General features: G+C 39.3%; 14 protein-coding genes. All 14 read right to left on the bottom strand.

What is annotated here, in order from left to right:
* Nucleotides 1-4: 4 nt before the first annotated feature.
* Entirely contained in the window at nt 5-1,105 is a 1,101-nt protein-coding gene (gene ychF, locus EAL87_RS05945) for a redox-regulated ATPase YchF (RefSeq protein WP_120913669.1), read from the bottom strand.
* Nucleotide 1,106: 1 nt separating this feature from the next.
* On the bottom strand, nt 1,107-2,597 hold the full coding sequence (locus EAL87_RS05940) for a leucyl aminopeptidase (RefSeq protein WP_120913667.1): 1,491 nt from the start codon (nt 2,595-2,597) through the stop codon (nt 1,107-1,109).
* Between the two features lie 47 nt (nt 2,598-2,644).
* A complete protein-coding gene (locus tag EAL87_RS05935; RefSeq protein WP_120913665.1) occupies nt 2,645-3,223 on the bottom strand; it encodes a DedA family protein in 579 nt (192 codons plus the stop codon).
* A 14-nt stretch (nt 3,224-3,237) separates the two neighbouring features.
* Nucleotides 3,238-3,777 (bottom strand): adenine phosphoribosyltransferase, encoded by a 540-nt coding sequence (apt, locus tag EAL87_RS05930; protein WP_120913663.1) that lies wholly within the window; start codon nt 3,775-3,777, stop codon nt 3,238-3,240.
* A 57-nt stretch (nt 3,778-3,834) separates the two neighbouring features.
* Entirely contained in the window at nt 3,835-4,167 is a 333-nt protein-coding gene (locus EAL87_RS05925; protein ID WP_000495089.1) for a hypothetical protein, read from the bottom strand.
* Nucleotides 4,168-4,213: 46 nt separating this feature from the next.
* Nucleotides 4,214-4,675, bottom strand: coding sequence for a ribose 5-phosphate isomerase B (rpiB, locus tag EAL87_RS05920; protein WP_120913661.1), 462 nt, complete (start codon nt 4,673-4,675; stop codon nt 4,214-4,216).
* A 20-nt stretch (nt 4,676-4,695) separates the two neighbouring features.
* Nucleotides 4,696-5,394: a site-2 protease family protein gene (locus EAL87_RS05915; protein ID WP_120913659.1), complete on the bottom strand. Its 699-nt coding sequence runs from the start codon at nt 5,392-5,394 to the stop codon at nt 4,696-4,698.
* Between the two features lie 8 nt (nt 5,395-5,402).
* Nucleotides 5,403-6,275 carry a signal peptidase I gene (lepB, locus tag EAL87_RS05910; protein ID WP_120913657.1) on the bottom strand — a complete coding sequence of 291 codons (873 nt, stop codon included), beginning with the start codon at nt 6,273-6,275 and terminating at the stop codon, nt 5,403-5,405.
* On the bottom strand, nt 6,276-7,148 hold the full coding sequence (gene folD / locus EAL87_RS05905; protein WP_162972669.1) for a bifunctional methylenetetrahydrofolate dehydrogenase/methenyltetrahydrofolate cyclohydrolase FolD: 873 nt from the start codon (nt 7,146-7,148) through the stop codon (nt 6,276-6,278). It abuts the gene before it with no gap.
* Nucleotides 7,149-7,227: 79 nt separating this feature from the next.
* On the bottom strand, nt 7,228-9,258 hold the full coding sequence (locus EAL87_RS05900) for an LTA synthase family protein (RefSeq protein WP_120913655.1): 2,031 nt from the start codon (nt 9,256-9,258) through the stop codon (nt 7,228-7,230).
* Nucleotides 9,259-9,263: 5 nt separating this feature from the next.
* Complete coding sequence (locus EAL87_RS05895) at nt 9,264-9,818, bottom strand: 3-deoxy-d-manno-octulosonic acid hydrolase subunit 1 (protein WP_120913653.1); 555 nt, start codon at nt 9,816-9,818, stop codon at nt 9,264-9,266.
* A 6-nt stretch (nt 9,819-9,824) separates the two neighbouring features.
* On the bottom strand, nt 9,825-10,943 hold the full coding sequence (locus tag EAL87_RS05890; protein ID WP_120913651.1) for a 3-deoxy-d-manno-octulosonic acid hydrolase subunit 2: 1,119 nt from the start codon (nt 10,941-10,943) through the stop codon (nt 9,825-9,827).
* Complete coding sequence (gene pyrC / locus EAL87_RS05885) at nt 10,919-11,938, bottom strand: dihydroorotase (protein ID WP_120913649.1); 1,020 nt, start codon at nt 11,936-11,938, stop codon at nt 10,919-10,921. Before pyrC ends, EAL87_RS05890 begins: the two co-directional genes overlap by 25 nt.
* A 3-nt stretch (nt 11,939-11,941) precedes the next feature.
* The coding region (locus EAL87_RS05880) for an energy transducer TonB (protein ID WP_162972662.1) at nt 11,942-12,630 on the bottom strand (689 nt) is incomplete at its 5' end.

The raw sequence follows: 12,630 nt of genomic DNA, 5'->3' as shown, positions 1-12,630 counted from the left end.
CAGACTAGACATTGAAGCGAAAATGCAACACATCACCATCTTGAACGATATAATCCTTACCTTCAATGCGTAACACTCCCTTTTCTTTCGCTCCGGCTTCGCCCTTATAAGCGATAAAGTCATCATAACTGATGGTTTCAGCTCTAATGAAGCCTTTTTCAAAATCCTTATGGATCACCCCAGCAGCCACAGGTGCGCTAGAGCCTTTTTTAATCGTCCATGATCGCACTTCCTTGACTCCAGCGGTAAAGTAATTGATCAAACCTAATTCCTTAAAACTCAAACGAATGGTCTTTTCTAACCCGCTTTCTTCTACGCCCAAACTTTGCAAAAATTCTTTGACTTCATCTCCACTCATAGAAACCATTTCTTCTTCTAATTTAGCACACAAGGCGACAAACTCGCTATTTTGCTCTTTCGCATGGTTTTGGACTTTTTTAGCATGCTCATTGAGAGCGTTTAAATCTTCTTCGCCCACATTAGCGATATAGATCATTTTTTTATGGGATAAAAAACGCAATTCCTTGTCCAACTCTAAAAAAGCCTCGCTTGTATTTAAGGCAAAAGTTTTCGCCGGCTTTAATTCTTCTAAATGCGTTTTTAAACTCAAAGCGCATTCTAAAAGATTTTTAGCGTCTTTTGAGCTTTTTAGGGCTTTTTGCAAGCGTTCGATCCTTTTGTCTAAAGTGGCAATATCCGCTAAAATCAACTCCAATTCAATGGTTTCTATATCATTCAAAGGGTCAATTTTATCGTTCACATGCGTGATATTGTCATCTTCAAAACAGCGCACCACTTGCAAGATCACTTCGCATTCCTTGATATTGGCTAAAAATTGATTGCCTAAACCCTCCCCTTTGCTCGCTCCCTTAATCAATCCGGCAATATCCACAAATTCCACCACAGAATGCAAAATGCGTTCAGGCTTTACGATTTGAGCCAACGCATCAAGCCGCCTATCAGGCACATTCACAATGGCTTTATTGGGTTCAATGGTGCAAAAAGGGTAGTTCGCACTTTGGGCGTTTTGGGTTTTAGTGAGCGCATTAAAGGTGCTGGATTTGCCCACATTAGGCAAACCCACAATGCCTACAGACAAGCCCATTTCAAGCCTTTTTCAAAAACTCTTCCACAAAAGCTGTGCAAGCTCTCACGCCAGCCCCACTCGCTCCAAAGCTATTCACATCCCATTCTTTTTCCACATAAGCAGGGCCTGCAATGTCAATGTGCAGCCACTTATCCTTAAACTCATCTCTAATAAATTCATTCAAAAACAAGCCCGCTGTGATCGCACCGCCATAGCGTGAAGAAGAAATATTACACACATCAGCGATTTTAGATTCAATCAATTTCTTTAAATGGCGGTTAAAGGGGAGTTTGGCTAACAATTCACCGGATTCTAACCCTGAAGTTTCAAAGAGGTTTTTTAACTCTTCATTATGCCCCATGATCGCTGAAGTGAATTCGCCTAAGCCTACAACGCATGCCCCAGTAAGGGTCGCAAAATCCACGATCACATCAGGGCTTAAATCTTGAGCGTAGCTCAAACAATCCGCTAAAACCAAACGCCCTTCAGCGTCGGTATTACGCACTTCAATGCTTTTGCCTTCTTTGGAGATCAAAATATCATCTGGTTTATAGGCAGCTGGGCCTATCATGTTTTCTGTAGCCCCAATAATGCCATGCACTTCAGCTTCCACGCCTAGTTTGGCTAATGCGTTTAAAAGCCCAATCACCGCAGAGCCACCGCCTTTATCCGCTTTCATGGTAACCATGTAATCGGCCGGTTTCAAGCTCAAACCCCCACAATCATAAGTCAAGCCCTTGCCCACTAAAGCGATTTTTTTCTTCGCTTTTTTGGGCTTATAGACTAAATGGATCAAGCGGGGAGGATTGACGCCAAGAGAGGCTTTATTAACCGCTAAAAAGGCGTTCATTTTCTTTTCTTCTAAAAATTTTTCATCATAGACATGGATTTCTAAATGGTTTTCTTTAGCCACTTTTTGCGCCACTTCAGCCATATAAACCGGAGTAGCAATCATAGGGGGGGTATTGACTAGATCTCTAACGATATTCAAGCTTTCTGTCATGATTTCAGCGTATTTTAACGCTTCTTTAGCGCTCTTTTCTAAAGAATTCGCGCAAGTTTTTTCGCAAGGTTTGTGCAATTCTAAAGCGACAACCGCTTCTTCTAAAACGCTTTCTTTTTTGTTGGATTTAAAAGTGTCGTATTCATACAAGCCTAATTTCAAGCCCAAAAACAACGCTTTCAAGTTTTCTAAAAGCGCGTTATCTTTAGAATGCGTCCCGCAAGTATAAACCCCCACTTTAACGCTTTTAAAAGCGAGTTTTTTAAGGGTGCGAACGGCTAAACACGCGCTCTCTCTCAATAAATGCACATCGTCTTCTTTAACGCCCACATACAAGATTTTATTTTCTTGGTCTAAAAATACGCCTTCGCCTTCGTATTTAAAGGTTTCTAGCAATTCTTTATTTTTGACCCAAGCGTGGCTAAAATCCTTATTGACAATAAAAACTAAGCCACATTCAGCTTTTGCGTTTTCAAAAGTGGTTTTTTCTAATTTGATTTTTAACATAAATTCTCCTTTTTTAATTTCATATCTTTCAAGAATTGTATTGCGTTCTAGTGGTTTTTCTTACTATAGTATTGGAAATACCATAGAACCAACGCCAAGAAAGATACTAATAGTAATATTAGCGCATAAGGGTGTTTTTTAAGCCACCCTAACGCATGCAATAACTCTTCTCCTAAATACCACGCTAGAATAATGGTAATGCTCGCCCACACCATCGCGCTAATGAGATTGATGATAGCGAATTTTAAAGCACTATAACGCGTGAGACCTATGCTAATGGGAATGATGGTGCGCATGCCATACATGTAGCGTTGGATAAAAATGATAAACCAGCCGTGTTTTTGCAACAATAAATGGGCTAGGGCGAGTTTTCGGCGTTGTTTTTCTAGCTTTTTTTGGATGTAAGCTTTATTGGTGCGGCCGATGTAAAAATAGATCTGATCCCCCACAAAACCCCCAATCCCTGCGACTAAAATGGCTAACCCTAAATGCATATGACCGGTATAGCTGGCAATCCCTGCTAAAATTAACCCAATTTCTCCTTCTAAAATGCTCCACCCGAATAAAATGAGATACCCCCAAGTCGCTGCATGCTGATTCCATAAGTCAATGATGTATTCTTCCAAAACTCACCCTTATCCTAGCACTCTAACAAACAAAAGGTTTTCACTCGTTCTTCTAAAAGTTGGATACCCGGTAATTCTTTTAACCCTATCAAAAAGCATGCTTCTATGCATTCGGCTTGTAGGGCTTTGATAAGCTCAAGGCTCGCCAAAGCTGTGCCTCCAGTGGCTAATAAGTCATCAATTAACACCACCCTTACCCCCTTAATTCCCCTAAAAGCGTCGGAGTGGATTTCTATGTTATCGCTCCCGTATTCTAGGCTGTAGCTTTGAGACAGGGTGTGCGCGGGGAGCTTGCCCTTTTTCCTCACAGGCACAAAACCCACCCCAAGCGCATAAGCTAAAGCAGAGCCTAAAATAAACCCTCTCGCTTCAATGCCCACGATAAAGTCTATATTGAGAGCGAGATAGCGTTTTTTGAGCGCGTCAATGAGTTTGTTAAAGAGTTTAGGGTAGTTGAGTAGCGTGGTAATATCTTTGAATAAAATCCCTTTTTTAGGGTAGTCTTTCACTTCTCTGATGCTTTGTAAAAGTTCTTCTTTGAGCGTTTCATTCATTTTGATTTCCTTTAATATAACTGATTGGTTGTAGAATTTTGATTCATTATAGCGTTTTTAAAGGAGAGCTTCTATTTTTTGCTCCAATTCTTTAATACGATTTTTATATTTATCCGATTCGCCTTTGTATTCAGAGTTGCGTTGTTTAAGGGCTTTTAATTCCGTTTTTAACGAGCTCATTTCTTGGGTAAGAATATCAATATTACCTAAAGCTCTTTGGAGTTGCAACTGGTGTTTTTGGATCAAAATTTCAGCTTCTTGTAAGGTGAGCTTCATGGATGCGTTGGTGCGTTCTTGCCGTTTAGCCACGGTTTTAAAAAAGAAAGTACGCACACCCATATAAAGGATAAAAACAATAGCGATAGTGATGATAAACCATTGGGTAAACATGCCTATTAAAATATCCTTTTTAGCGAAACGGTGTAATTATACTACACTAGGTTGATGATTTCAGCGATTCATCTAGTTTTTGGATGCGCAACACATGACGACCTTGTTCAAATTCTGTAGAGAAAAACGCTTCTAAAATGCTTTCCACCACGCCAATACCGCTAATCTTTTCGCCCAAACACAAGACATTAGCGTTATTGTGCAAGCGAGTCATTTTAGCCATGTAAGCATCAAGACACAAAGCGGCTCTAATACCCTTAAAACGATTAGCGCCCATGCTCATGCCTATCCCTGTAGCGCACACTAAAATACCATAGCTTTGCGCATTTTCTAAGACCTTTTGGCACACTAATTTAGCGTAATCAGGGTAATCCACTCTCATAGTGGGTAAAAAAGCTTGGATCTTAAAATCCTTGTCTTCTAAAAAATGTTGGACAAACTCTGCAAGATGCACCCCTGCATGATCGCTGCCTATAAAAACTTGAGAAAACTTTAAGGGTCTATTCATAAGCTCTCCTTGATGAAAGATTAAGAAAGGAGTAAAGAAAATAAAAATCTTGTGGGCGCATGGATAAAAAACTCCGATAAAGGGGGGATAAACAAAAAGATAAACACGACCAACATGCCGTAGCGTTCCATTTTAGAAAACCATTCCAATAAAAACGCGCTTTTGAAATGCAACGCCAAAAAGCCTAACGCTTTGGAGCCGTCTAAGGGTGGGATAGGGAGGCTATTGAAAACGCCTAGGACAAGATTATAAAGAATGCCTTGAATGAGAAAGGTTACTAAAGCGAGCTGATAAAGGTTTAATTCATTAATGCTTAAAGCGTTGATCCCTAGTTTTTGGAAGCTCAAATGCGTGATGGAAGCGAGCAGAACGGCTAGGGTGAAATTATAAGCCACCCCGGCTAAACTCACCACTACGCATGCTAGAGAGCCTTTTTGAGAGACAATATAGCGCATATCCACAGGCACGGGTTTAGCCCACCCAAACAAAAAAGGGGCTTGAAAGATGAGTAATAAAGCCGGTAAAAGCACTGAACCCATCATGTCTAAATGCCTGATAGGGTTCAAACTCAAACGATTAGCGTCTTTAGCGCTCCTGTCCCCAAATAAAAACGCGCTCAAGCCATGCATGATTTCATGCCCTATAATAGCGATTAAAAGGGCTAGGATCTTCATTAAGGTGGTAATAAAACTTTCTAAAGAGAAATCAAAAAATTGCACAAAAAACCTTAACGCGTTGCTTTTTCTTTTTTAATGATTTTTTCTAAACCTTCAACGCTTTTAAACATGCGTTCCCAACGCACCAAATAGCGTTTTTTGGGGTTATTTTCTGCATCCATTTCCAGGCTATTTTTTAAACTCAAACTGAAATAAACAAACCATGGCGAACCCACGATGTTTTTATAAGCCACACTCCCCCAAAAGCGCGAGTCGCTAGAATTATCCCTGTTATCGCCGATCATGAAAAATTCATCGTTATTGATTTTTTTATAAAACACCTTTTCGCCCTCCATTTGAATGAGTTGCATGCTGATATTAGCTTCTGCGCCTTGAGTGGCTAACTGCTCCATTAGGTGGAAGGTTTCATTGTCTTTTTGGTAATGGATACCCGGATGCTCACTTTTATAAGGGTTTAAAACAAAAATTTTACCCATAAATTCTTTAGTCATGGCGTTAGGGTAATGTTTAGAAATATAGTCGCTGTCTGTGCCGCTCTCAAAAGGGTGCAAATAAAACCCCTCATTAGTGAATAATACCTCATCGCCTCCAATGGCAAAATTCCTTTTGACATAGTAAGATTTTTTTTCATGGGGGGGGATAAACACCACCACTTCGCCGCGCTTAGGGCGATCCCCCTCTATCAAATGGCCGTTATTTTTAAAATCAGGCATGACAGGAAGCTCAATCCATGGGATTTTGGGAATGGGTATGCCGTAAGAAAATTTTTTGACAAAGAGCATGTCGCCCTCATAGAGCGTGCCTACCATAGAGCGAGAGGGAATGATGAAGGCTTGTGCAACAAAAAAGATAACCAACAGCACAATAACAATCGTCCCTACCCAACTGGAGCAAAATGCATAAACAGAGCGTAAAAATTTCATTTAAAATCCCTTCCTTTGTTGTTTTTCAAAAGCGGTTAGAGTGTTTTCTAAAAGCGAGACAATTGTCATAGGCCCCACGCCTTTAGGCACAGGGGTGATAAAACCGGCGACTTTTTGTGCATTTGTAAAATCCACATCGCCCACGATACGCCCATCATTCAAATGATTGATCCCAATATCCACCACTACAGCCCCTTTTTTTAACATGCTCGCTTTAATCAAATCAGGCTTACCCACGCCCACGCAAACAATATCAGCGTTTTGGGTGTAAAAACTAATGTCTTTAGTCAAAATATGGCACACGCTCACGCTAGCCCCGGCGTTTAACATGAGCATGCTCAAAGGTTTTCCAATGATATTGCTCGCCCCAATAACCGCCACATCCTTGCCCTTGATTCCAATATGATAATGCTTTAAAAGACGCATCACGCCCATAGGGGTGGCTGGCAGAAACGATTCTTTTTGAGTGCAGAGCTTGCCGATATTAAGGGGGTGGAAACCATCCACATCTTTACTGGGGTCAATGGCTTCTAAAATCATTTTAGAATCAATGTGTCTGGGCAAAGGGAGCTGGACTAAAACGCCTGAAATGTTTTGATCGGTATTGTAATCTTTAATCAAGGACAATAATTCAGCTTCAGTAATATTCTCCTGGAGGGTTTTTAAGTCAAAATCCATGCCCACCCTTTGGCATGCTTTGATCTTCATATTGACATAAGTGATACTAGCGGGATCTTTCCCTACTAAAATCACGGCTAGTTTGGGGCGTTTATGCGTTTGTGCGGTTATTGTTTGGATTTTATGTTTCAAATCTTTTTCTATATCATAAGCTAGCACTTGCCCGTCTAATAAAACAACGCCCCTATTTGGCATGCCTATTTGTCCTTTATCCATTAAAATCCTATTATTGTAGCAAAAATCATGCGTTTAAGGGGATTAAAAACTCAGTTTGTCAATCTTTAAGATTAGCCCCATGATAGAGCAAGTAAAAACTAAGGGCTTTTAAAAATTCTAATTGCTGGTAAAATTTAGAAGCTTCTGTTTTGTCGTTTTGTTTATCCTTTGGCTCTTTAGGGTTTTTGTTCAAATACCTTAACCCCAAACTCGGGTTATAAAAATAATCTTTGGTAGCGATCGCTTCATAACCTAGCGCGTAATTGGGGTGGCTTGGAGGGTTTGTTGTATTGTTAGAAAATAAAGGCTTCCCAAAACTCACAAATTGAAAACCTTTAGGAGCGATTAATTCAATAATCGTAGGGGCGATGTCTAAATGCGATCCGACTTGACTGATTATTTTAGGCTTTAAAGTAGGAGCGAACACAATAAGCGGCACGGATTTAATGGTATATAAATCGTTTTTAGCGTATTCATAGCTCCTGTCAAAATGATCTCCTGTGATGATAAAAAGCGAGTTAGGGAATTTTTGGCTGGCTTTTTTGATAAAATTAACGATTACTTTGTCATACCAGTAAATATGCCCTAAAGAATTAGCGTCCGGTAGATTTTCTGATTTGGGGGTTTTTTCCACAAATTGTTGGATTTTTTCTAAAGGCACGCCAAAGGCTTTGAGATTCACGTTTTTGATCGCATGATTGCTTAAAGTCATGACCATGCTGAAAGTTTTTTCATTGGGGTTGGTGTTTTCTAAAATATAGTCAAATAAAATATTATCATGCACTCCCCAGTTGCTCTCTATGGGTTTAGGGTAGGGCTTGTTTTTGGCAAATTCTAAGAGGTGGTTATTGAAATAAAGGGCGTGGAAACCTTGTTTTTTGGTGAAACTCGTTAGTTTGTTCCAAATCCCGCTACCCCCATAATAAAAGTTGTTTTTATAACCCAGAGTTTTTGTGATATTGCCAATCGCCATAGGAAAGCTAGGGAGGATCACTCCAGAATTGATCAAGTTATTATCATTGATGTAGGGTAAGCCTGTGATCTGGACATCCAGGCTCTTAACGGTCCGTGGGGCGCCTTCAATAAAAGCAGAAAGCATGCAGGCATGCTCTTTTTTAACCAAATCTTGTAAAGCGCTCGTTAGCCCTATAGAATCAAATTTTGGATCAAAATGCCATGAACTCAGGGACTCTGAGATAATATAAAAAACATGTTGAATGGTTTGATCGGAATTGTTGTGGCTTGTTTGGGAAAGCAACTCATAAAGATTGTTTTGGGGGTTCTCTTTAAGATGGAAATAATTTTTCGCCACTTCTAAAGGCGTTTCTTTAGCAAAATCGCTGAATTTAAGGTTATGGCTTTGTCTGTAATTGCGCGCTAAAAGATAAAGGTTGCGAAAGGCTCCGGGGGTAATTTTCATTAAAAAAGGATCTTTAGCTGGCTCTATGCTGAGATCTAAAGACGCACCCACAAAGCTCAATTGCGCGTTAATGTAAAACATTTGCGTGAGCGAAAAAAGAATGAATAAAATGAAAGTTTTAAGGGGTTTGGTGGCTTGATAAACATTTTTGGGTTTAAAAAGGGCGTTTTGGAGTTTGAAATAGATAAAAGAGGTTAAAACGCTAAGGATTACAAAGAGTGAAAAACTAGAAAAAATAGGGTATTCCTTGCTCATTTTTAAAATCGTGAGCGTGTCTTCATGCAAAAATTCCAATAAATTTTCATCAAACACATTCCCATAAATGCCATAATAAACGATGTTTGCAATGTTTAAAAACAGGATAATAGCGATAGAAAAATACGCCATAATATTAAGCATTTTGGTTTGGTGTTTAGGGGCAAATAACCCTAATAACCCAATGATGATAAAAAGAATCGCTAAGCTTGAGACCACACGATTATCGTATCTTGCCCCGTTGAGTAGGGTTTTGATGATTTCATCAAAAACAGGGTTTTTTAAAGCATGCTTATAATAGCCAGTATAAAGGATAAAGCCGATACGATTAAACACAAACAATAAGCTCATAAAAAAGGTGAAATAAAAACCTTTTAAAAAGAGCGAAAAAAGGGCATAAGATAAGGATTTCATAAGCGTTAATACAACCTTTTTTGAACAAGATATAAAGTCTTAAAAAAGACAAAAAGAAACAAGGGGAAATCCAATAAAGAATCCAAGATTTGAAAATGAGAACGCATTAAAAGCGAACTGGATAACGCCATTAAAGCGATCACGCCCAGTAAGGGGCTGCTCAAAAACAAACTGCTGCAAAAAAGCACGCTAAAAATAAGAGAAGCCATGAAATGATGATAGATTGAAAAAGGCAAGAACCCTAAAATGTCTATAAGGAGCAACAAACTAAAAAATAGCATGACGCTATAAGATTGCAAGGTTTCTAAAGGAGGCTTTTGGAGGAGACGGCAAGAAAAGCTCACATAAGCAAGGATTAAAAGACAGCTAAAAGGGCTTAAGGGGGCTGTAAAACTGCTTAAAAATTCATTGAGCGATAGGGAGTCTTTTAAAGCGATATTGCTTAAAATCACGCTTAAAAAAGAGAGCGAAAACCTCAAACCCAATGGCTTATTTTTGAAAAAAAAGAAAATTAAAAAAAGCCATGCAAAACTCAGCGTGTAAGAAGAAGATATAAACATGACTAATCACTTGAGAAGGGATTTTAAATAAGCCATATTAAAACGGATGTGTTTGATATGAGAGCGGTTATAAGTATAGACAATATCTATAAAATGAGGATTAAGGCTATAGCTTGGGTAACTCACTTCATTGGCTTTGTCTAAAACTTTTAAGGTTTTAAACGAGTTTGAGTTTTCTAATTTAGAAAGCCAGAGTTCTTTACGGCGCAGTGATAAATCGCTAGGGTTGTGGATCAAATACAATTCTTTGTTTAAATTGATTAAGTTCAAAGCGTCATTCAAGTTTTTCAAATTCGTTGCAATGACTTTTTGCCAAGCGGTGGGGGTTTTACAGGTTTCTAGCATAAGATAATCTTTAAAAGAATAGTTTCTAAACGCCATGACAGCGCAGTCTTTAAAGGGGGTTAAGCTTGGCTGGAGCTGGTGGTTTAGGGCATTAGGCCTTAAAAGCTCTCTTGGGTTATTTTGTTTGTCAAATTTCAACAACAAGGGGTATTGGGTGGCTAATTCGTGATAGAGTGGTAGCATAAACCCGCCATCGGTGGTGCTTAAAGGTTTATTTTTTATCAAATGGCTTAAGTTTAAAAAAGGGCTTAAGGAGAGTTTTCGCACAAACTTAAAACGAATCGGCTCTAAAGCGCTTTCAAGTTGATAGATTTTAGAAGTCGCCCACCCGCCCATGCTCACCCCTACGACAAACAACAAAATTTTATCGTCATGCAAAAAGAGTAAGGGGTTACCTAGTTTTTTAATGTATTCATGCGCGTTTTTGGAAAGCTCTTCTTTGGTTAAAATAATGAAGGCTTCGCTCCAGCGATTAGCCTTGCCATCAAAAAGATTTGCGCTGATTTTCACATCTTTTGCCCCTTCTTTAGTGCCGCTAAAATAAGCGCTCAAGAGGTTATCATTAGGCAAGTTGATTAAAGCGCTCGCATGCACGCTTAAAGCGTCATTTGGTTTAGGGATAGTGAGCTGAGTGAAATAGGGGGGATTTTGGGTTGAAAGGGCTTGATTGCGCATGAAAGCATAGGGGGGGGTTTGATGCGTCATTATAATTAAAAATAAAACGATAAAAAGCCCCACGAAAAAGGCGGCATGTTTTAGGCGATTTCTTGAAGGTTCCAAGATAGCGTTTCGCCCCCTCTTAAGATAGCGATTTTTTCATTCAAACAAAGCGTGTGTGTAGGGACTATAAAGGGTTTTTTAGACAAACGCGCTTTTTTACTAGGCAAATTTTCTAGCGCATAGATTGTTTTAGCGTTATCGCTGATAAAGGCTTGCAAGTTTTCTAAAGCGTTGTGTTTTTCAAAAAGTTCGCACAACGCAGGCAACAAAATAGGGGCAGAAAAGATGCCTGCCGGGATGTTAGCGCTATGCTTTTTAGAGATAAAATGCGGGGCGCTATCAGAGCCAAAAGAGATTTTAGGGTGGGCTTTTAAAGCAAGGGATAAAAGCCTTTCTTGGTCTTTTTGGGTTTTGATTAAAGGTTTGCAAAAACAATGCGGGTTCAAACTCCCCCCTAATAAATCATCTAAAGTCATGCTGATATGGTGTAAAGTCAAAGTCGCATAGAGGTTGTCATGCTTTTCAATTAAAGCGATACTGCGCCAATCGCTCAAATGCTCTATAATGATTTTGAGTTTAGGGAATGAAAGCACAAAAGTTTCTAAAACGCTATGGCATAAAAATTCTTTATCCAAGCAAAACCCGGCTTGTTCTGCATGGATGCATAAAATAAAGCCTAATTTTTGGGCGTTTTCTAAAACCTCTAAAGTCTTTTCACCCAACAAATCCGAAGTGCCGTTTTGCGCGTTTGTGGTCATGCCTTTGGGGTAGAGTTTTAAAAATCTGATGCCTTTTTCTTGGGCACGTTGCAATTCTTCTAAAGTCAAACCATCATTAAAATACAAACTCATTAAAGGTTTGAAGTTTGAAGAATGGTTTAAAATGTCTTCTTCATATTCAAGGGTGGTTGGAGTGTCAATCAAGGGCTTACTGAGGTTTGGCATGATCACTGCAGCACTAAAAGGCTCGCTAGAGTATCTTAACACCGCTTTTAAAAGCGCGTTTTCTCGCACATGTAAGTGGGCGTCTATGGGGTCAAAAAGCGTGATTTCCATTTTTTAATTGCCTCCTAAGTAATAACGCACTCTAATGCGAATAAGGGTTTTAGTTTTAGGGCGTGGGTAATCTTTATAAGCGATTTGAATGGTCTTTAAAGTGTTGTCATCAAGCATTTTATATTCAGAGCCAATGATGATTTTAAGATCGGTAATATCGCCGTTAGGGTGCAAGTAAAACTCTACCGCATTCGTCCCGTCCTGCCCTAAATAAGCCGCTACTTGAGGGTATTCTAAATATTTTTGCGTGATGCGCCCAATATCCCTTAAATTATTCCTGATGAAATCTTTTTCGGCTGTGCCTAAATCCCCAAATTCTTCGCCATACAATTCATCAATATCCCTTCTGGTTTGGTTATCCAAGCCTTTATTGTTTTCTTTTCTGGGTGGCGCAACTTCTTTAGGCAAGAAAGAAAGCTGGTTAGGATCAAATTCTTTTTTGACAGGTTTTTTCTCTTCCACTTTTTTATGCTCTACTTTTTGTTCTACTTTCTGCTCTACGATTTTTTTCTCTTCTTTTTTCTCCTCTACTATTTTTTTCTCTTCCACTTTTTCCACTTTTTTAAGAGCCTTATGTTTGTGATTGGGCTTTTTGGGTTCAGGTTTTGGCTTAGGTTTAGGCTCAGGCTTAGGCTTTTCTATAGGTTTTGGCGGTGTTGGCGGCTGTCTCTTATACACTCTTATACACATCT

The sequence above is a fragment of the Helicobacter pylori genome (assembly GCF_003636935.1).
Classification (GTDB): domain Bacteria; phylum Campylobacterota; class Campylobacteria; order Campylobacterales; family Helicobacteraceae; genus Helicobacter; species Helicobacter pylori_CH.
This window is presented reverse-complemented; position numbering and strand designations above follow the sequence as displayed.